General features: G+C 51.8%; 17 protein-coding genes. 13 read left to right on the plus strand and 4 right to left on the minus strand.

Going from position 1 to position 21,085, the window contains the following annotated elements; genetic code table 11:
- Nucleotides 1-8: 8 nt before the first annotated feature.
- Nucleotides 9-629 (minus strand): hypothetical protein, encoded by a 621-nt coding sequence (locus B7989_RS10585; protein ID WP_088628462.1) that lies wholly within the window; start codon nt 627-629, stop codon nt 9-11.
- A 310-nt stretch (nt 630-939) separates the two neighbouring features.
- On the opposite strand from B7989_RS10585, the gene B7989_RS10590 reads away from it, so the two are divergent.
- Complete coding sequence (locus B7989_RS10590; RefSeq protein ID WP_233144366.1) at nt 940-2,859, plus strand: glycoside hydrolase; 1,920 nt, start codon at nt 940-942, stop codon at nt 2,857-2,859.
- 72 nt (nt 2,860-2,931) lie between these two features.
- On the plus strand, nt 2,932-3,696 hold the full coding sequence (locus B7989_RS10595) for a hypothetical protein (RefSeq protein ID WP_088628463.1): 765 nt from the start codon (nt 2,932-2,934) through the stop codon (nt 3,694-3,696).
- 402 nt (nt 3,697-4,098) lie between these two features.
- Here B7989_RS10595 and uvrC read toward each other — a convergent pair whose 3' ends face one another.
- On the minus strand, nt 4,099-5,979 hold the full coding sequence (gene uvrC / locus B7989_RS10600; RefSeq protein ID WP_088628464.1) for an excinuclease ABC subunit UvrC: 1,881 nt from the start codon (nt 5,977-5,979) through the stop codon (nt 4,099-4,101).
- Between the two features lie 85 nt (nt 5,980-6,064).
- Here uvrC and B7989_RS10605 point away from each other — a divergent pair, with 85 nt between their 5' ends.
- Together B7989_RS10605 and B7989_RS10610 are read left to right on the plus strand one after the other, a co-directional pair.
- Nucleotides 6,065-6,919 (plus strand): hypothetical protein, encoded by an 855-nt coding sequence (locus B7989_RS10605; protein WP_198959554.1) that lies wholly within the window; start codon nt 6,065-6,067, stop codon nt 6,917-6,919.
- Between the two features lie 43 nt (nt 6,920-6,962).
- Nucleotides 6,963-7,277 (plus strand): hypothetical protein, encoded by a 315-nt coding sequence (locus B7989_RS10610; protein ID WP_088628465.1) that lies wholly within the window; start codon nt 6,963-6,965, stop codon nt 7,275-7,277.
- Between the two features lie 67 nt (nt 7,278-7,344).
- On the opposite strand, the gene B7989_RS10615 is transcribed toward B7989_RS10610, so the two are convergent.
- On the minus strand, nt 7,345-8,280 hold the full coding sequence (locus B7989_RS10615) for an FISUMP domain-containing protein (RefSeq protein WP_088628466.1): 936 nt from the start codon (nt 8,278-8,280) through the stop codon (nt 7,345-7,347).
- Nucleotides 8,281-8,348: 68 nt separating this feature from the next.
- On the opposite strand from B7989_RS10615, the gene B7989_RS10620 reads away from it, so the two are divergent.
- From B7989_RS10620 to glgA, 8 genes are all read left to right on the plus strand, one after another.
- On the plus strand, nt 8,349-8,741 hold the full coding sequence (locus B7989_RS10620; RefSeq protein WP_073319767.1) for an NADH-quinone oxidoreductase subunit A: 393 nt from the start codon (nt 8,349-8,351) through the stop codon (nt 8,739-8,741).
- 95 nt (nt 8,742-8,836) lie between these two features.
- Nucleotides 8,837-10,195 (plus strand): amino-acid N-acetyltransferase, encoded by a 1,359-nt coding sequence (gene argA, locus B7989_RS10625; protein ID WP_088628467.1) that lies wholly within the window; start codon nt 8,837-8,839, stop codon nt 10,193-10,195.
- Nucleotides 10,195-10,785 (plus strand): nitroreductase, encoded by a 591-nt coding sequence (locus B7989_RS10630; protein ID WP_088628468.1) that lies wholly within the window; start codon nt 10,195-10,197, stop codon nt 10,783-10,785. Before argA ends, B7989_RS10630 begins: the two co-directional genes overlap by 1 nt.
- Before the next feature lie 146 nt (nt 10,786-10,931).
- A complete protein-coding gene (locus B7989_RS10635; protein ID WP_088628469.1) occupies nt 10,932-12,395 on the plus strand; it encodes a glycoside hydrolase family 5 protein in 1,464 nt (487 codons plus the stop codon).
- A 146-nt stretch (nt 12,396-12,541) separates the two neighbouring features.
- On the plus strand, nt 12,542-14,650 hold the full coding sequence (locus B7989_RS10640) for an InlB B-repeat-containing protein (protein ID WP_233144367.1): 2,109 nt from the start codon (nt 12,542-12,544) through the stop codon (nt 14,648-14,650).
- 19 nt (nt 14,651-14,669) lie between these two features.
- Nucleotides 14,670-15,239: a GTP cyclohydrolase I FolE gene (folE, locus tag B7989_RS10645; RefSeq protein ID WP_088628471.1), complete on the plus strand. Its 570-nt coding sequence runs from the start codon at nt 14,670-14,672 to the stop codon at nt 15,237-15,239.
- A gap of 310 nt (nt 15,240-15,549) precedes the next feature.
- Entirely contained in the window at nt 15,550-16,914 is a 1,365-nt protein-coding gene (locus B7989_RS10650) for an alpha/beta hydrolase (protein WP_233144368.1), read from the plus strand.
- 252 nt (nt 16,915-17,166) lie between these two features.
- Nucleotides 17,167-18,396: a glycogen synthase gene (glgA, locus tag B7989_RS10655; protein ID WP_088628472.1), complete on the plus strand. Its 1,230-nt coding sequence runs from the start codon at nt 17,167-17,169 to the stop codon at nt 18,394-18,396.
- Nucleotides 18,397-18,474: 78 nt separating this feature from the next.
- On the opposite strand, the gene B7989_RS10660 is transcribed toward glgA, so the two are convergent.
- Nucleotides 18,475-20,259 (minus strand): thioredoxin family protein, encoded by a 1,785-nt coding sequence (locus tag B7989_RS10660; protein WP_088628473.1) that lies wholly within the window; start codon nt 20,257-20,259, stop codon nt 18,475-18,477.
- A 179-nt stretch (nt 20,260-20,438) separates the two neighbouring features.
- Here B7989_RS10660 and B7989_RS10665 point away from each other — a divergent pair, with 179 nt between their 5' ends.
- Nucleotides 20,439-21,059, plus strand: a complete 621-nt coding sequence (locus B7989_RS10665; protein ID WP_088628474.1) for an RNA polymerase sigma factor — start codon at nt 20,439-20,441, stop codon at nt 21,057-21,059.
- The last annotated feature ends 26 nt before the right edge of the window (nt 21,060-21,085 follow it).

The raw sequence follows: 21,085 nt of genomic DNA on the forward strand, positions 1-21,085 counted from the left end.
CGCACTCCTTATTTTAATTTATCTTCATAATTTAGCAGCTTCATCAACTCTATTAGTCGAAATTCATTTCTTGAAAAATGATGGTCTTGCTCGGGAACAATGACAACGCGCATATTCTCGCGTTCCTGTAGCTTGAGAAGGCCTGCTAAATGTGTCGAAGGATCAAGACTTCCGAAAACGAATATCATCATGTCGCCATCAAACGCCTTGGCACTACGGCATATCCTAGTTGTGTTTATCATGAGCGGAGGGTTCACCAATAGAAAACGGCTGATTTCTGGGAACAGCGCTCGGCCTATGCACCCGATGGATGCGCCCATCGACATTCCCATAAAATAGATTTGTGTCTGCCCGCTAATCTCAAATTCAGATTTTACCACTTCGGCAAATTGAATCATTTGGATTATGTCCGATGATGGAGTAGATGCGCAAACTACCGAAAACCCGTACAGGTCCCGCATTTCGCAAGCGAGTTTTAGGTACTTGTTATGATAACCATAAACGGAACCGCCTTGTCCCGCTTTTATCAGCAGAATTTTCTGCCGGTTGCCGCCGAGGACGAATCCGTAATCAACCTGATTTTCTCCGTTGCCGATAGATTTAATTAAATCGAATTTTTCTAAACCCATTAAATCCCCAAATCGTTTGCTGTTAACCTTTCCCAGGTTCGTGATAGACCGGATTCAGCATGCGCCTTAATAATTCGGCCTTGTGCTGGTCGGGATAAGCATCAAGTTTCTTCATGAACGCTTCGTACTCCTCCGGCGTCCATATGCGTCGGGTCCTATTTGGCCCCTGAGTCTCTACGTAGCCCCTCTCCTTATCCATTTTCTGCTCCTTATTTTGACATACTATGAAAATAGATTTTTATTGTGACAAATAGTGTCATTTACAAATCCACATTTGACATTTAGTCATTTTGGGGGTATATTTAGGGGTATGATGGGTATTGGTAAAGATTTTAAAGTTTCGGGCGTGGCCCTTGCCGCGTTCTGTTTAGCAGGTTTATTTGCCCCTGCGCATGCACAGACTAAGGTGGTCGTGGACCCTGGCAAAAAGTATCAGGTTTTCGAGGGCTGGGGCACGAGTCTCTGCTGGTGGGCCGTGAAGGCGGGCGCCTGGAGCGAGGCGAACCGCAGCAAGCTTCTGGGTGCGATTGCCGACCCCGACACGGGTCTGGGCTACACGATTTTCCGCTACAACATCGGCGGCGGTGACCAGCCGGGCCATAACCATTTGGACAAGGGTGACGGCGGCGCGAACGTTCCCGGCTACAAGCCTACCGAAAAGGGCGATTTCGACTGGACGGCCGATCCGTACCAGCGCACAATCGCGATTGAACTTTCTAAACGCGTGAAGAGCCCGATTTTCGAGGCGTTCAGCAATTCGCCCCCGTGGTGGATGACCAAGAGCGGCTGCGTTTCGGGCAGTAGCGACGGTAGCGACAACCTCAAGGAAGACTATTTCGACGACTTCGCGGACTACCTCTCCGAAGTGGCGCTGCATTTCAAGAAGGAATGGGGAATCACGTTCCGCACGGTGGAACCGTTCAACGAGCCGAGTGCTGGCTGGTGGAAGTCCAATGGCGGGCAGGAAGGTTGCGGCTTCAAGAACAACCAGACGAAGATGATTGTGGAACTCGGCAAGGCGCTTCAGAAGAAGGGCCTGTTCCCCGAGACTTCGGTGAGTGCTGCCGACGAGACGAACATCGGCGATGCCCTGAACCAGTTCAACAAGTACAGTTCCGAAGCGCTCTCTTACATGTTCCAGGTGAACACGCACAGCTATTCCGGCGGCGACAACCGCGCAAAGCTTTTCAATGCGGCGTTCGCGAAAGACAAGAAGGTTTGGCAGTCCGAAACGGGCCCGCTTCACAAGAGCGGCGACGAGAACATTGCGCTCTGGATGGCGGGCGTGATTCTTGCAGACCTGCGCGACATGAAGGCGAGTGCCTGGGTGGATTGGCAGATTGGCGATCCGGCCGAGAACTGGCGTAGTCTCGCGCTGAACCACAGCAAGCAGACTTTCAGCCCGAATGCGCGTTACTATATGCATGCCGCATTCAGCCGCTACATCCGTCCGGGCTCCCGCATTATCGATAGCGACAACGGCAACACGCTCGCGGCACTCACGCCCGAGGGAGCGCTGGTGCTTATCGTGCGCAATAGCGGTTCTAGCGACGTGAAGTATGAATTCGACCTGGGTGAATTCGTGAAGATTGGCACGAGCGCGAAGGTGGCGCGGTTCGAACTGCCGGGCAGCCTCACCAAGCAATCCGATATCGTGGTTTCGGGCAAGGCGCTTTCGATGACCGCGAAGTCCAACACGATTACCACGATGGTGATCGAAGGCGCCGAAGGTGGCGTCTGCAAGCCGGATACAATTATCCCGTATGTGAAGGTGCATAACGGCGGCTGGAACGAGACTACCGATGTTCAGGTAAATAAGGGCGACTCGCTGGTGATTGGCCCGCATCCGTGGGAAGGTGGCCGCTGGGTTTGGAGTGGTCCGAACAATTTCACCTCGACCGATCGCGAAATCCGCTTCAAGAATCTTGACGGAAAATCGAGCGGTTACTATAAGGCGGTGCACACAAATGCCTCGGGCTGCGATGCTTCTGTAACCATCAAGGTGGTGGTGGACGACCCGGAAAATCCGTTCGTGGAGCCGGACACGACTCAGGAAGATTCGACGACGGCGATAAGGAATCGCAACCTTGCGGGCTTCGAAATTGGGCCGAACGAGCCAATTCAGGTCTTTGATATGCAGGGCCGATTCTTGGGGCATTCTTTAAAGCAGGCTCCGGGAACTTACCTTGTCCGACAGGGTAAAAACTTGCGTCAGGTGCGAATCAAGTAGGTTTGACCGATTATTTTGTAAAATATTACAAAAAACTTACCAAACAAGCGTGAATTTTGCTATCCTTTATTCATGCTTTTACAAACAACTGCTCAAAAAATCGTTTTTTCTGTCCTTGCTGTGTTCCTCCTCATTACGGCCGGCAAGGATTGGTTTGACTTCTATTCCTGCGGCGCGGTAAGCCAATGCCTGTCGGATTCTGGCACCTTGCAGCTTTACACCAAGTCGGTTATGACAACCATGCTGACGATTCTTGCTTTCATTACCGCTTCGAAGGCGTTCTCCGGCCGCGATGGCAAGTTGCTGCGTGCGGCGTTCGTGTTCTCGCTGTTGGCGGACTACAGTTTCAGCCTGCTCAAGGCGACCGTTGCCGATGCGGGAACCCTCAGCACCATTCTCGGTATTACCTTCTTCATGGTGTTCCAGAGCATCTTGATTTATAGGCATTCCCGCAAATCCGAAGACGACAAGAGCGTTCCTAAAATCTATGCGCTTTTGGCCGTAGCCGTTCTTGCTGGCATTGCCTTGATTGCTACCGGCACGTTGGGCCTCACCGTGGCTGTTGTCGTGGTTTACGGCGTATTCGTCATTACTTCGGTGGTCGTCGGTATTCTTGCTCCGCGCAAGGGATATTTCCCGGCCGCCAATGCAAAGCTGATCCGTTGGGGCATGGTTGCCTTCTTCTTTGGCGACGTGTGTGTTGGCCTTTCGATGGTCACGGGTGACGACCACAGCGCACTGCAGTCGGTTGCCGAAATTGCAAATAATATTATATGGTGGCTGTATGTGCCGGCGCAGCTCATGCTGATTCGTGCCTGCGTCAAGCCGAAAGCATAAATTGCAAGTCAGGCGATATTAAAAAAACACCCTTTTAGGGTGTTTTTTTATTTGGAAATTTTGTCAGGGTACAAAAAAGGCATCCCTCACGGTGGAACACTCGAAGCTACTCACTTAAAAATGATAGCAGTGCCTCGGGGCTTTGTTTTTCGCGTCGATGCGCGCCTAAACTGAACACCAAGAGCGACGAGCTTTAAAAATACTGTTAGATCGGGCGTTAATCCGTGGGATGCCTTACCTGTAATATAGACAACTTGAAGGGCAAAAGCAAGCGAAAAAACGAAAAATATTTTTTTGTCCTTTTAAAATAAATGATAAGTAAAGAATTCTTATCGTTGCTTGGCGAAATTAGTTCATAAAGGTCGTTTTTATACAAACGAGCCTTAGTCCACTTTGGAATATTCAGCCTTCTGAGTCTTTGTTGTCATCTAAACCGGATGGTCTGATAAAATCTGCACAATATTTTGCGACTTGGTCGCGTAGGTTGTTTCCGCGGACCTTGCCGAGCAGGATTTCGATGTCTTCGATGGGGGCCGCCATGAACGCTTCGGCGCTTCTGTACTTGCTCAAAATCTTGACGCGGGTCTCGTGACCCACACCTGGCATCTTGAGCCATTCGACTTCCAAGTCCTTTTTGCGCTTGCTGCGTTGGTAGGTGATGGCGAATCGGTGCGCCTCGTCGCGGGCATTCTGCAAAAGCTTTAGTGCAGGGCTGGTGCGGTGCAGCACGATGCTCTTGCGGTCGTCGGGGAACACGATTTCTTCGAGACGCTTGGCGAGGCCGATGAGCGGTAAATCTTGGTCGTGGCCGAGCTCCTTCAGAATCTGCATGGTGGCGTCTACCTGGCCTTTACCGCCGTCGCATACCCACAAGTCGGGCATGGGTACGCCCTCGTTTTCGAGCCTGCGAATACGGCGGGTCATCACTTCGCGCATGCTGGCGAAGTCGTCGACTCCTTCCACTGTCTTGATGATAAACTTGCGGTAGTTGGCTTTGTCGGGGCGCCCGTTCTTGAAGGCCACAAGGCTAGCTACGGTGTTCGTGCCCGAAAGGTGAGAAATATCCACGCACTCGATGCGGAACGGCGTCTTTTTGAGTCCGAGAACTTTTTGCAGTTCGAATACGCTCTGGTCGATTTCGCTGTACTTTTGCACTTCGGCGCGCATTTCCACGAGAATCATGTCGGCATTGGCGCCAGCTAGTTTCAAGAATCCGAGCTTTTCGCCGCGCTGGGGGCTTGAAAAACGCACCTTTCTTCCGGCTTTTTCCGAAAGTGCCTGTTCCAGAATCTCGCGGTCTTCCGGGAGCACGATGTCGGTTGCGATTTCGGCAGGAATCAGGGGCGCCTCCATATACCAAGGAAGCACCATCTGCCTGAATATTTCGGTCTCGTCGTCTTCGAGTTTGCATTCCAGCCGGTAATGCCTGCGCCCCATGAGCACGCCCTTGCGGTATTCCAAAATCACGGCCGCGGCCATGTCGCCATTACGGCGGAGCGTTACCACGTCCAGTGACAAGTTCGGGTCGCTGGTATCGGTCTTCTGGTGCGTGCCGGAAGCCTGCAATGCCTGGATTGCATCGCGCTTTTTCATGGCGGTTTCAAAATCCAGGTTGGCACTCGCTTCTTCCATCTCGCGCTGCCATTTGTCAATCAAGTCGTCGCGTTTGCCTTCGAGCATCAGGCGCGTACTTTCTACATCCTTGGCGTACTCTTCTTGCGTAATGAGCCCGGCACAGGGGGCGCTGCAACGCCCGATATGGTAGTTGAGGCAGGGGCGCACGGGGTGCTTGGCCGGCAGTTCCATGGAACATTCGCGAATTTTGAACAGCCTTGCCGATATGTCGATGAGCTTGTCGATGTATCGCGAACCCATGTACGGGCCGTAATACTGGCGACCGTCCTTCTTGACCGAGCGCGAAAGCGATAGCCTCGGGAACGGTTCCTTGACCGAGAACGCCAGGTACGGAAAGTGCTTGTCGTCCTTCAGGAGCACGTTGTACTTGGGCGTGTGCTTTCGGATCAGGTTTGCTTCTAGAATCAGCGCCTCTTCTTCGCTTTCGGTAATAATCCACTCGATGTCGCGAATGTGGGGGAGCATCAGCGTGGCCGCACGGTGGCCGTTGTGCTCGGAGCCGTCGAAGTAACTGCGGACGCGGTTCTTTAGAACTTTAGCCTTTCCGATGTAAATGATTTTCCCTTGGGCGTTCTTCATGATGTAAACGCCCGGCCGGTCCGGCAATTCCGTCAGTCGCCGCTGTATATGTTCATTTACAGAAATCATTTGTTTTTTGTGAAAAAATTTAGTTATCTTAATAATGTTAAAGTTCTAAAACTCATTAGACGGAGCAAAAATGAATTTAGAAAAAATGAGTGTTTTATCTCAAAAAATCGAGGGTGTGCTGGGCACGGTCCGTACCCTCAAAGAAGAAAATGCAAAAATCAAACGCGAATTGTCGCAGGCTGTGGCCATGGCGCAGGACAAGACCCTGTTGCTTGAATCGGCCAAGCACGACCTGGCAGACTGCAAGGCCGCCCTTGACGCCCGCGCCAACCAGGCAAACGCGCAGCAGGAAATGCTGAATCAGAAAGATGCCGAAATCGCAAAGTTTGTCGACCGTGTCACGGTCTTTGGACAGCAGCTTGTCGAAAAGGACGGCTGTATTGAAAGCCTGAACGACAAGATCCGCGAACTGACCGAAAAGTCCGACTTGCTGACCGGCCAGGTGAACGAAAAGGCGGAACTCCTGGGCGCCCTCAATACCCAGGTGGCCGAAAAGGATGCGACTATCGCAAGCCTCATGGAACAGCTTTCCGAAAAGAACGCCCTTGTAGACAGCCTGAACGAACAGCTGCAGGCCCAGAACGAAGAAATTGCCGAAGCCCAGGAAAAGTTCAACCAGTTGGTGGCAACCATCGAAAACGAACTGGGTACAGACATTGCTATCGACCAGGATGAATCTGCCGAACAGCCCGCAGAAGAATCTGTCGAAGAAACTGCAGAAGAAGCCCCGGAAGAACCTGCTGAAGAATCCGCAGAACAGGCCGACGCTGCAGATGATCTGGTGCTTGAAGAAGTGCCTACCGAAGAATCTGCGGAAGAAGAAGTGGCTCAGGAACCCGAAGACGATGTTCCGACTATCGAAGTTCATGGGGCCGACGAGAACGACAACGATCTGTTCGCGAGCAAGCAGGAGGGCTCGCAGACAAATTTTTTCGGATAAGGATGCTGATGGACGATGATCCATTCGGCGTAGGGATTAAATAATGGCTAGCATCGAACCTTTGAAATCGGTAACTATTACCGTTGCCCAGGAATCCATTCAGATTCGCACCGACTTGCCCGATGCGGAATTGAATGACATCGTGGAAAATATCAACCAGCGTTTTGAACGCTCGGCAAAGTTCCAGATGGACAACCGTAAGCGCATGGCATTGCTTACCGTGGAGCTTATGTCCGAAATCATGGAACTCCGCAAGCAACTGGGTCGCGCTAAAAACTATTATGACCAGATGGAAAAGGAAGTCCAGAACCTGACGCTCCTCTTGGACGAAGGCGTGGACAATATCGAACAGCTTTAACAAGTCTTACAAATTAAAAGAAAACCCGAGCGCTCGCCCGGGTTTTTCGTTTGTTAAAGGTTTAGGTTTATTCGACGTCGGCGCCTTCGACGCAGCGCACGTTGTAGGCACGGGGACCTTCGCTGGACTGGAATGCCTTTTCGACATCTTCGCCGGAATAGGCCTTGATTCTCCAAGAGGTGTTGCTACCGTTTTGGATAATCCAGATGTAGCCTTGTCCGTCGTTCAGGCCGAATTCCGAGACCTTGCCCTCTTCGTCGAGCTTGAATCTTCCGCCAATGACCCACCAGCTATCGGGCTGGGCTGCGGCTGCGGCGGTGACTTCGTCTGCGGTCGGGAGACGCCAGCCCATGGGGCAGACTCTCTGTGCAACGCCGTAAGTGTAGTACACGCTCTTGTTCTTGGCGCATACGTCGTTGCCTTCCTTGTCTTCGCAGAAACTTCCGTTTTCGGTCTTGTACCTCAGGTTTTCAGCCATCCAGCGGACGCCAGCGACCGTTTCCAGTTTATAGGATTGGTTGTCGCGCATATCCGTCATGGTGTTGCCGCTGATGGTCGGCGGAACCTTTGCTTCTTCGGACATGCCGATGTCGATGCTGAGAGCAGACGACGAGGACTGGAGATCCGGGTTGGAAGTCATTCCGGCATACTTGGTTTCGCACTCCTGGCTCCAGCAGAAAACGCCACTGCTGTAGTTCGGGGTTTCGATCTTGCTCAAGTCAATGTCTTGCTTGACGATGGAATCACGGGTAATTGTTACCGTGCCGGGTTTTCCATCGCTGGACGACGGCGTCGGGTCCGAATTGCCATTAATAGAGGAAGAGCTTGTTGCAGGAGCTTCCGTTAATGATGAAGAAGATGACGCGACCGGAGATTCTTTTGCAGAAGAAATAGCAGGCTCTTCAGCAATAGGTCCGTTCGGGGTCAAGATATCATTGTCGGAACACCCCCAGAATAAGCACACCACACCCACACATCCCAAAAATGTAGTGATCTTTTTCATGCCTGTAAATATAGTTTACATTTTGGGACTTAACGAGAAAAAAGAAATTTACTATGTTTTAACTCACTATGTCGAACGTTGAAATCTTTGATACTACTTTTGCAATGACCATCCTTGTGGTCCTTGCACTCGTTGTTCCCACGGCCCTTTTGGTGGCAAACTGGTTCCTGCACCCCGGGAAAATCAAGGGGACCTCGATCAAAGGTACGTCCTACGAATGCGGTGTCGCGCATGTTTCCGGTACTTCGGGTGAACGATATCCCGTAAAGTATTACATGGTCGCCATGTTGTTCCTGGTCTTTGACCTCGAAGTGGCGTTCCTCTACCCCTGGACCGTTCAGTTCCTCAAGGGCGGCTGGGACTTGCTGTTCGTGTTGCTCGGATTCCTCGTGATTCTTGAAGCAGGCTATATCTACCTGGTCAAGAAGGGTATCCTCAACTGGACTCGAATCCAAGACTAAGATTCGGGAAAGAGTATTCTATCTCAACTAAACGAGCGCGGTCCCATGGGGCCGCGCTTGTTTTATGAACAAAACATTTTTCTACTTTATTGACTATGAATAACGCAACGCCTGACTTTAATTCGCAACATTTTGAAGTTGCCGGTTTTATTCGCGAAGTGTTCGGCTATATGGAACGCTTCAAGGGCCAGCTGTTTGTGCTGAAAATCGAGGATGACCTGATGAGTCACCCCCTTTTCCCGGTGCTTATGCGCGACATTGCGCTTTTGCACAAGGCGGGTATCCGCATTATTATCGTGCCGGGTACGCGTAACAGCATCGATGCCCAGCTCAAGGCGTGGGAACTGGAATCCACGTTCCATGCCGGCGTGCGTCTTACCAGCGAAGAGGCCTTGCCCCACATCGAGCAGGCTTCTCTCGGCGTTGCACAGCATATCATGAGCCATCTTACGGCAAGCGGCCTGAGGGGCATTCAGGGTAACTGGGTGCTGGCTCGTAGCATGGGCGTTATCGACGGTGTCGACTACATGCGCACCGGCCGTATCGAACGTATCCAGCGCGATATCCTGGAACAGCTTTTGGAAGAAAAGTTCGTGCCGATTATTCCGCCGATTGGCTGGAACAAGCTCGGACACGCCTACAATATCAGTTCTACTGAATTGGCGACCGAACTTTGCAAATATATGAAGGTGGGTAAGCTCTTCTTCATCGGTAACCAGAACGGTATCAAGCTCGAAGGCCTTGTGACCGGCCGGAACACCAAGTACCTGGAACCCACGGATTCGGGCGTTATTTCGGCTATGGACGTGGACCAGGCCAAGGAACTGTTGGAACTCAATTCCGACCAGCTTGACTTTGCGCAGATGGATTACCTGATGAATGCCATTCGGGCGTGCGAAGCGGGAGCGAACCGTGTTCACTTGCTGAGCGGTGAATTCCAGGGCAGCGTGCTGCAAGAAGTATTCAGCGCCCGCGGTGACGGTACCATGGTGTACGCCAACCAGTACTCCAGTATCAGGCCCGCGAACATCGAAGATATTCCCGATATCCTGCGCATTATGCAGGACTACATCGACAAGGGATTCTTGGTGCCGCGTACCCAGGAAAGCATTTCCGAAAAGCTCAAGGATTACGTTGTCTACAGCATTGACAACAGCATTCACGGCTGTGGCGCCTTGCACGAATTCGAAGACGGTATGGCCGAAGTCGCCGGCATTGCAGTGGGCGCGAATTACCGCAAGTCGGGCATTGGCGACGCCATCGTGCGCCACTTGATTTCTGTCGGCCGCATGAAGGGCTACAAGAAGTTGTTCTTGCTGACGACGCAGGCGCTCGATTGGTTCTACCACTTCGGATTCGAAGATGGTACGGTCAGCGATTTGCCCAAGAGCAAGCGCGAACATTACAACCAGAAACGGAAATCCCGTATCTTGATTCTTCCGCTGGAGAAATAATGAATACTCTTGAAGCTATCAAGACTCGTCGTAGTACCCGCAAGTTCAAGGCGCAGCCAGTGGAACTTGAAAAGTTGCAGACCATCGTGGATGCGGGCCGTTTCGGCCCCACCGGCGGTAATGCGCAGACTAACCATTTCTTCGTGATTTCGGATGCGGCGGTGATTGCAAAGCTCAAGGAACTCGTACAGTCCGCCTTTGCCGCGATGGAACTCCGCGAAGACCTTTACAAGAGTCTCAAGAATTCCATTACGCTTGCCCGTAAGGGCAACTATTCCTTCTGCTATACCGCACCCGTGCTTATCGTGGTCGCAAACAAGAAGGAATACGGCAACAATATGGCCGATGTCGCCTGCGCCGTCGAAAACATGATGCTTGCGGCGAACGAACTCGATCTCGGCAGTTGCTACATCAATCAGCTCAAGTGGCTGAATGAAGACCCGACTTTGCTCGAATACCTGCGCTCCCTCGGCCTTAAGGAAGACGAACGCGTGTACGCTTCCGTCGCCATTGGCTATGCCGATACCGAAAGCGGCCTCCCGAACCGTACGGAATCCCCGCGCATCGGAAACGAAGTCGTATTTGTGTAAACATCCTTTTGGTTAGGACATTTTCTAGTTAGGATATTTTGTCCATACGGAATGCGTCTTGAATGATTCAAGGCGCTTTTTTGTGATGTATATTTTAGCTGGGTTGTTTAAATAAGGGTTGCATGCGCTTCCCTAAAGGGTTGTTTATGCTTAAAAGCATTCTCAGGACTGCGGCAGTGGCCGCTTCCATTTCCGGGGTTTCGTTCTCGTTCGCCGAGACGCTCCCTACTGCAAATCAAATTTTCGAGAAGATGGGTTTCGGCATCAACATCGGTAATACGATGGAAGTGCCGGGGAATCCGACCGGTTGGGGCAACAAGTTCCCGACCGAAGCCTATATCGATTCGGTCAAGGCGGCGGGCTTTAGCACTATTCGCATTCCGTGCGCTTGGGATAGTCATGCGACAAACGGCGTAATTAACGAAAGTTGGATGGATTCGGTGCAGACGGTCGTGGACATGTGCATGCGCGCAGGACTAGTGACCGTCTTGAATATTCACTGGGATGGCGGCTGGCTCGAGGGCAACTTGAGCGACGACAAGAAAGACGAAGTGAATGCAAAGCAGAAGGCTTACTGGACGCAGATTGCAAACCGCTTCAAGAACTATAACGAGCGCCTGCTTTTCGCGAGTGCGAACGAGCCTGCGACTACCGATGACAATTACAAGCACGAAACCGAAATTCTCATGACATACCACCAGACCTTTGTGGATGCCGTGCGCGCCACCGGTGGCAACAATGCAAGCCGTACGCTCGTGATTCAAGGACCGTCGACAAGCGTGGACCGCACTTGCGAAGTCATGCCTGTTTCTAAACTGCCGAAGGACGTGATTGCGGACCGCCTGATGGTCGAGGTGCATTACTACGATCCGTACACTTACACGCTCATGAACGAGCCTGCCGATTGGGGCGCAATCGTGCAACCGCAGTATTACTGGGGTACAGAAGACTTGGCGACTGGCGATGACATCGTACACAACTGCGGCTATAATGCTTGGGCAAATGCCATGGGCGATCCCTGTACAGGCGACCGCATGGACGACCAGTTCGGCAAAATGAAGACGAACTTTGTCGACAAGGGAGTTCCTGTCTTAATCGGCGAATTCGGCGCGAACGACCGCGTGGGAGTTCTGACGGGCGACAAGTATGCCAAGCATCGCAAGGGGCGCCTTGCGTATTATGACTACTTGATGAAATCTGCCTTCAAGCACAAGGTGGTGCCTGTCGCCTGGGATACGGGCCACGAGGGCGAAAACAATATGACGATTATCCGCAGGCAATCGGAACCCGACGGCTCCGTGTTCGATCTGGAAGTTCTGAACATCATGCGTCACGCTTATGGGCTTGCCGATTACGTGAATAACGGAATCACGCATGTCGAAGACTTTGCCAGTCCGACAAAGATTGCTGCGGCGAAGTCGCAGGCCGCAAATTTGGGCCAAATTGTCCGTGTGGGTAATCGTCTCGAAGCGAACGGTAGTATTACTTTGTTTGACATGAACGGTGCGTTGGTGCGCCGCGCTGCCAATAACCTCTCGCTTGAAGGCCTTCCGCTTGGCATCTATTTTGCTAAGTGCAAGGGTAACTTGACTAAGGTAAATCTTAGATAACATTATTTTGTAAAATTACGTTTAATGTCCAAGGAAAATCCAGGTTCCATGAGAATCTGGATTTTTTTGATATATATTCACTCTGTCACATTGAGTGATGAAGAGAAAAAATGTTTCGTTCTGTTTACGCAGTGTTAGGGTCCTTAATGCTGTTAGCCGCAGTGTCGGCTAACGCCTACACGATTAATTATAATCTGAACGGCGGCGTGAACAATCCTGAAAATCCCGAAAGCTATGACGAAGTCGCAGGCCGCTTCGACTTGAAAGATCCTTCTCGCGAAGGCTATTCTTTTTTGGGTTGGTATATTGAATTTTCCGAAGGCGTAGATGTTCCGCCCAACATGTACTACGGGGAATATCAAGATTATTCCATGTATGTACTGGCAAACTACCTCGGCAGCTTTAGCGTGTATGCCAGATGGGGACTCATTCCGCAGACTCCGCAACAAGATGAACGCGGCTGCTACCTGATCTATACGGCCGAAGAACTTTACGGCATTGCAACCGTTTCGATTGCCGATTCAACGGCGTTCTCCAAAAAAGACGATTATAAATTCGAAGGTTGCGTTTCTCTCCAGAACGATATCGTGGTGAACGAGAATCTTCTAGATTCCACCGGCAATTTGTCCAGGGAAGATTATGTGTGGTGGATTCCTTTGAAGTTCAAGGGAACCTTTGAAGGCAATGGCTACAAGATTTCTGGCTTGCGCGGCGGTGACGGATTCTTTGTAACTCTCGGCGACGAAAACGATGTGTGGGGCAAGAATGTCACGGTCGTAAGGAACCTGGGCGTTACGGATTCTTATTTCTCGGGCAGCGATGCTAGCGGAATTGTAGGCAAAGTCGTTGGCCTTGTCCAGATGACGAATGTCTATGCCGATGTCTCTATTCAAGGCTTGCGTTCTACGGTCGCAAGCAGCACTCCCGCAGCCGACAGCGTCCAGTTTGAAATTCACTACGTCTTGAACGGAGGCGAAAACAGCGAACTGAATCCGGCCAGCTATGTCAAGGGCGATTCTGCCATCGTTCTTGCCGACCCGCAAAAAGAAAACGACGAATTCGAAGGCTGGTTCTTGGACGAAGACTTTACGCAGAGAATCGATACCATCAAGACGGAACATTACGGCGATTGGACTCTCTATGCGAAATGGAAGAGCTACTTTGTCGTCGACATCGAAATGAACGGCGGCCAGTTCTATAACGGCACCGAATTCTACAAGCCCCATGTAGTCAAGTGGTCGGCGGATTCTGCGGCCTATGTGCTGGGGAAGGCTTACTGGTCCGGCTTTGAATTTGCGGGTTGGTATGCGGACTCGCTTTTGGAAGAAGAGATTACGGAAATCCCCGCCGGCAATACTGAAGACCTTACGGTTTATGCCAAGTGGAATACGACGGAATATACCATCACGTACCACATGAACGGTGGCGAAAATAACTTGGAAAACTTGACCGCGTTTAACGCAGCCGATGTCGGTTTTGAATACAAGACTCCTACTCGCGAAGGAGCGAAATTTTATCGCTGGACACCGGAAAAACTCAGCTACTATTCGGCGGTTCAGTTGACAGAGAAGAAAAGCGTCGATCTGTTTGCGGAATGGACTCCGGCTCCGCAGATGCCCGCACAAGATACAACGGGTTGCTACCATTTAAAGAACAAGGAAGAACTTTATTGGTTCGCGGGCCTTGTCAACGGCACCTTGGATAGCATCGAGCGCAATCCCAAGGCATGCGCCTCGCTCGACTCCGACATTGTCATCAACGAAAATATATGGCAGGATTCCGCGTTGAATCTCGACGACTCGCTGACCTATTTCGTGTGGGACGCCATCTGGGATTACGAAGGCGTGTTCTCGGGCAATGGCCATTCCATTACGGGCTTACTGGCGAACAGCAGCTGCGGTGACGAACACCTGTTCGCGGGAATGTTCTGCAACGTGAGCAATCACAAGAATGTCGTGAACGTCAAGGTCAATGGTTCCTATGTCCAGGAATTTGGCTACATTGACAACTTCGTCATTACCGGCGGTACCATGCCTGTGCAGCCGACGCACCAAGGCGAATGGCGCGCCGTGGTGGGTGGCAAGAGCGTGAGCCTGTTCGGACTTGCTCCGGGCAAGATGCTTTTCGTGTACGACTTGCAGGGCCGCCTGCTTCGCCGCGAAAGAACGGAACCCATGATGCTCATGGACTTTATGGATGCCGGCAAGTTCCTGATCCGCTACGGAAACGAAACTCGCGCTGTCACGATCCGCTAATTTTGCTATCTTTGGCCCCATGATGGATTTTAAGAAAATGGAAGACGGCTTCCGGATGATTCTGGAAGGCATGGGCGAAAACCCGAATCGCGAAGGTCTTATCGATACGCCCAAGCGTGTCGCCAAGATGTACGCCGAACTCATGACGGGCCTTTCGGGCGAGACACGTGCCGAAGACATTCTCAAGACTCGCTTTCACGAAAAGTACGATGAAATGATTATCGTGCCGGATATCGAGTTTGCAAGCATGTGCGAACACCATTTTCTTCCGTTCACGGGCAAGGCGCATGTGGCCTACATTCCGGGCGATTGCGTCGTTGGCCTTTCCAAGATTCCGCGCGTGGTAGAATTCTATGCTCGCTTCCCGCAGATTCAGGAACGCATGACGCGCCAGATTGCAGAACTCATCCAGAAGGAATTGAATCCGAAGGGCGTCGCGGTTGTTTTGGAAGCGTCTCACATGTGCATGACCATGCGCGGCGTCAAGAAGCCGGGTGCAACCATGGTGACCACACAGCTTTTGGGCCGATTCAAGACTGACGAAAAGACTCGCGCCGAATTCATGTCCAGGATTTACGCTCCTAGGTAAACGTTCTTTCAAAAAACGTGTTAATATTTTTCTGGTTTTAGTCCCCCGCTCTGGTCGGGGGCTTTTAATTTTTTTCAAAATAAGCTAAATGGGGTCGCCCGGCATGTGTAAGAATAACCTTATCCATTATGGATAAATTACATATAAATTAGAACGCGAAAATCTTGCTTTTTGAGCTAATTTCGCCATTTTTGGCTCCTTTTGACTATGGACTTATTGTCCATGGAAACTCGTTTCGGACTGTTTTTTTCGCTTGTTTTTCAAGGTATCTTTAGAATGGTGCTAAGGGAAAGGTATAAAAGGAGTCACAATGAAATCGAAATATTTCAAGAATTTGGCAAAGGGCCTGGTGGTTGCAGGCGCTGCCTTTGCTTTGGTCAACTGCGGCGATGCTGCGGATCAAGTCAATAACGCCGTTGCTGAAGCCCAGCAACAGTACCAGGATCAGCAACAGGGCGGTGGCTTGGCCACTGATCCGGCTACAAATCCCTCACAGACGGTGACTGACCCTGCACAACAGGGGACCGTTACTCCTGTGGATCCGGCAGACCCGAATGCGACTCCGACAGATCCGAATCAGGGTGTGACTGACCCCACTCTGCCTGCAGATTCTACGCAGACTGCTCAGCCCGCAGACACGACTGCCCAGGTGATTCCCCCCGAAGAACTTTGTTTGTCATCTAGCTTGCCCGATGCTTGTGGACCAGGAACGAATCCGCTTCCGACCAGCAGCGCAACAGTTGATCCCGTTGCAAGCAGTGCATCTGCAGAACCTGCTCAGTCCAGCTCCAGCGAAGCCGTAAAGCCGGCCTCCAGCTCTAGCGAAGCAGTCAAGCCCGCCTCCAGCTCTTCTAGCGAACAGGTTGTGTCTTCTTCTAGTGCAGCTCCCAAGGGCGTGTTCCTTGCCAGCGGTAAGGAAGAAGAAAAGGACCAATTGCAGGTCGAATACAAGACGGATACCGGTTGGGATCGCGGTGGCATTCTCGCTTACCCGAAACAGCTTTCTAACGACCAGAAGCACGCCGTCGTGGTGTGGGGCCCGGGTGGTGGTACTAAACCGGGTGCCTACGAAGGCATGATTCGCCGCCTCGCTTCTCACGGCTTTGTGGTGATTGCCCTAAAGGAATCTCCGGGTGATGCTTCTCAGGCTATCAAGGCGATTGACTGGATGGATCGGCAGAACAAGGATTCCAACAGCCCGCTTTACAACAAGCTTGATTTGAACACTGTCGGATGCTCCGGCCACTCCATGGGCGGCCTCGAATCCGAACAGGCCGTCATTAAGGACAAGCGCGTTCTTACCGCATTCCTGAACAACAGTGGCGACTGGAATGGCAACGGTGCGAACAAGGTTCCGACCGATCGCTCCATCGCAATCCTTTACGGCGAAGTTGGTATGGAAAAGGACAACGCCAAGAATGACTATAACAACCAGGGCGTTCGCGCTCCTGCCTGCCTTATCGAAATGAATGGCGGTCCGAGAAACAGTGAAGGTGGCTATGGCCACGGTTCCGGTTCTTGGGATGGCATGGCTGCAACGGTTGCTTGGATGCGCTGGCATCTCGGTGGCGAAACCGAACGCAAGGCCGACTTCGTTGGTTCCACTGGCAAGTATATTGATGGCAGCATCATCGGTAAGCAGGGCCATTGGAAAACCCAGTGCAAGAATTTCTAAGAAACTCCACACTCACTCCTTACACTCCGTCCGAATGGGCGGGGTGTTTTTTATTGACGAAGTCAATTCAAAACGCGGCGCCTCGGTCATGGGCAAGCGCGCTTGCCCGCGACTCTCGGCTTGGGTGTTTTTTTGTGGATTTCATCTTCGTTTATGCCGCAGAAATTAAAAGAATACACCTACATTTTTATTACGGGTTTGTCCGGTGGGCAAAACAAAGCTATCTTAATGCAGTAAACGGAGTTTAGTTCCATGAACGCAGCAATTTTGACGAATGAGTTCCCGCCGGAAATTTATGGCGGTGCAGGTATTCACGTAAAGTTCCTTACGCAGGAACTTGCAAAGCTTTGTCATGTGGAAGCACGTTGCTTTGGCGTGCAAGACGAAGACAAGGACAATATTCGCGCCATCGGTTTTTCTCGCAAGTTGGGTTTGAACCCGCACGATGATCGTTTCCAGAAGATTTTCAAGCCGCTCGACATTAACCTCCAGTGGGCGGCCGCTCTCAAGGATATCGACGTCATTCACTGTCATACATGGTACAGCCATTTTGGCGGCGTGCTCGCTAGCCGTCTTTTGCAGTGCCCGTTGATTCTCACGACGCATTCGCTTGAACCGCACCGTCCGTGGAAGGCCGAGCAGTTGGGCGATGGTGGCTACGCCATGAGCTGCTGGATTGAACGCACCGCTTACGAAGCGGCCGACGGCGTGATTGCCGTGAGCCAGGGCATGAAGCGTGACGTGATGAAACTCTACGGCGTTCCCGAAGACCGCGTGAAGGTGATTTACAACGGTATCGATCCGGACTTTTACGCTCCGACATTCAATGAAAGCATCCTCACCAAGTGGGGTGTCGATCCGAAGCGTCCGTATGTGTTGTTCGTGGGTCGCATTACGCGCCAGAAGGGCATTAGCCAGCTGATCCAGGCGATTCCGCAAATCGACAAGGGCGCCCAGGTGGTGCTCTGCGCCGGTGCTCCGGATACCATTGAACTTGCCGACGAATGCAAGGCTCTCATCGAAGAAGTCCAGAAGACTCGCGATGGCGTGGTCTGGATTCAGGAAGCCGTTCCGCACGAAGAACTCCGCGTGCTTTACAGCCATGCGACCGTGTTTGCAACACCTTCCCTCTACGAACCGTTCGGCATCATCAACCTCGAAGCTATGAGCTGCGGTACGCCGGTGGTGGGCTCTGCAGTGGGTGGAATTCCCGAAATCATCGTGGACGGAGAAACCGGATTCCTGGTTCCGCTCAAGGCCAAGTCTGAAACGGATTTCGAACCGGCTGACCCGAAGGCTTTCCAGACGGACTTCGCGAACAAGCTCAACAAGATTCTCGAAAACCCGGAACTGGCGAAGAAAATGGGCGAAGTCAGCCGCAAGCGTGCGATTGACGTGTTCAGCTGGAAGTCGATTGCCAAGCAGACCTTTGACTTCTACCAGGAATGCATCGACCGCTACAAGCGCGAAGGCAAGCGGTAGAAAAAAAGGAAACCGTTAGGTTTCCCAAATCCGTGTGGCAAAAAAAATCTTGGGCCTCTCTTCTCGGAGAGGCTTCTTTTATTTTTGCGAAGTAATCTTCTCGACGATTGCGCTCGTTGTCAGTAACTCGGGCAGAACAATCTGTCTAGATACATCGCCAGCCGGATAAATCGCATAAGCGGGCACGCCCGACTTGTGCATGCTCTTTAAGAGTGCGTTCACTTCGGGAGTTTCGCGAGTCCAGTCGGCTTTTACCAGCGCCACATTCAAGCTATCCATGGCGCGGCGGAATTCGTCGCGGTTGAGAACGGCGGCTTCGTTCGTCTTGCAAGTGAGGCACCAGTCGGCGGTGGCGTCGATGAAGACGGTGCGATTTGCTTTCGCAAATTCTTCGATGAGCGCGGGGCTATAACGGTACCAGCCGTCAGCCGTCATCTGCTCTTGCATGCGGGTGTTGAACTTTTCGCTGGCAGCACGTTCGTATTCAGGAGCGATTGCGGCAAACCAAATTGATACAAGAACTGCGACGCTCAAGCCGATTCCGGCGACTTCGCGCCCGAAGGCAACTCCCGGCGGCGCGAATTTGCCGAGCAGAACGCTGCAGGCGATACTTGCTACTACGACAATGGCAAACATCCCGACGCCCGCGGTGCCGGCTTGTTCATTCACAATCCACAAGAGCCATACGACGCTTGCAAGGAGCAATACGCCCATCACCTTCTGGAGCTTCACCATCCACGGACCCGGTTTCGGGAATACCTTGAGGACTTTCGGGAAAGCGCTTACGAGCATGTAGGGGAGCGCAAGGCCGAGCCCTGCCGCGGTAAAGAACAAGAAGAGCACGGGTGTCGTCTGCGCAAAGGCAAATCCCATGGCTGTGCCGAGGAAGGGGGCCGAGCACGGCGTGCTTAAAAGTACAAGAAGCGCGCCGGTAAAGAAGGCGCCTGCGAAGCCCGCCTTATGGCCGGCTTCGTCCATTTTGGTGGTAGCACCCCACGGGAGCCACACTTCGAACACGCCGAAAAAGCTCATGGCGAATGCGGTCAGAATCACGACCATGAAGGCGATGAATCCAGCACTCTGGAATTGCATGCCCCAGCCCGCGGACCCGCCGCCGGCCTTGACGGCGGCGACAACGGCGGCCAGCGCCCAGAAACTTGCCAGAATGCCCGCCGTTGTGGCTCCTCCCAAAGCGAGGAGCCGTCCGCGACTTTCGCCGGCCTGCTTGATCAGGCTAAAGAGCTTGAGCGAAAGCACCGGCAGTACGCACGGCATCAAGTTCAGAATGATTCCGCCGAGGAAAGCGAAAAACAGAAGGGCGATAATTCCTGCCGAAGCGGTGGCGCCTGCATCGCTCACGGCACCCATATCCGTGTTCTCGTTGTCGCCTGTGCTGGCGGCTACTTCTGTTTCAGAGTCGTTTTTTTTTGCGCTGCTATTCACATTGCTGGATTTTGTACCAGCCGCATTTTTGCTGAGCGAAATCGTCTTGCTTGCAGGCGCGAGGCAAATGGAATTGTCGCAGGCCTGGTAATGGAAAGTCGCTTCGGTTCCAAGGCTATCGTACTTGTCGGCAACACTCTTCACCGGAATTTCAATCTTGAATTCCCCGCGGAAGGTGAGGATTTCAAGTTCCAATGCTTCGTTGTATTCCTTGATCGGCTTGGGCCATACCACATCGCCGAACTCGATTCCTTCGGCCTTCACCACAATTGAAGAGGGCTTCAAGAATTCGTCGGTAACTTCGTTGGCGTTCACGTGCCACTTTTCGGGAATGGTCACCCATACGGTCAGCTTTCCACCGTCTTTCAATGCGCCCGCGCTGTACTGCATCTGCATTTCCGGGGGCGGCATGGAGTTCATATTGAACTCTTGCGCGTTCACAGATTGTGGATAAATTACCAAAAATAAAGCCAAACTAAAAAAAGCTGTTGATAGCTGCAAACAATAGTTTGCAAAATTTCCAAAAATTCGTTTTTTCGCTTTTATTTTCATAAATTTTATCGCAACTGAAAGTTCGCTGTCAAAATTCCGATAGGCTTATGGCTAAATCCAGAATTTTAACAGAAGAACCTCCCAAATGGGTTGAAAAGGTGTGGCGTAAGAACGCTTCACAAATTTACAAACTATGTCAGTTTCAGAGTAGCGACCCCGATGGCGCAAAAGACCTTTTTCAAGAGGTTGCGCTCCGTTTATGCCGGTCAGCGTATACTTTGGACTTGAATAAGCCGATGACTCCGTGGTTTCGGGCTGTCATCCATAACGCTTTTCATGACATGAACAGGAGATTGCTCCCGGTAACCCCGTTTTCGCAGCTGTCTGACAATTTTATTGCCTACGATGCTTCGGGAACGGGCGCTATTGCCCGCGAAGTTTATGAACAACGCCGCAGGCGCGTCATCCGTCGGGAATTAGACCGCTTGATGGAAGACCTTACCTCTGCCGAGAAAATGGCTGTGGAATATTCCTATATCGGCGAAATCCGGGCTTCCGAGGCGTGCCTGTATTGTGGCGTGAACCGCAGTACGTTCCAAAAAAGAAAAACCGATGCAATCAAGAAGATGCGAAGAAAGAAGAATGGATATATGTCCAAGTATAAAAATAATGAAAGTTCTTGCATGAATTTGGACGATTTGCTAACGCGGGCGAGTGAATTTTCGTAATTTTAGGGAGTGAAGTTCAAATCTCT

Origin of the sequence: Fibrobacter sp. UWB5 (genome assembly GCF_002210295.1) — a bacterium.
Classification (GTDB): Bacteria; Fibrobacterota; Fibrobacteria; order Fibrobacterales; family Fibrobacteraceae; genus Fibrobacter.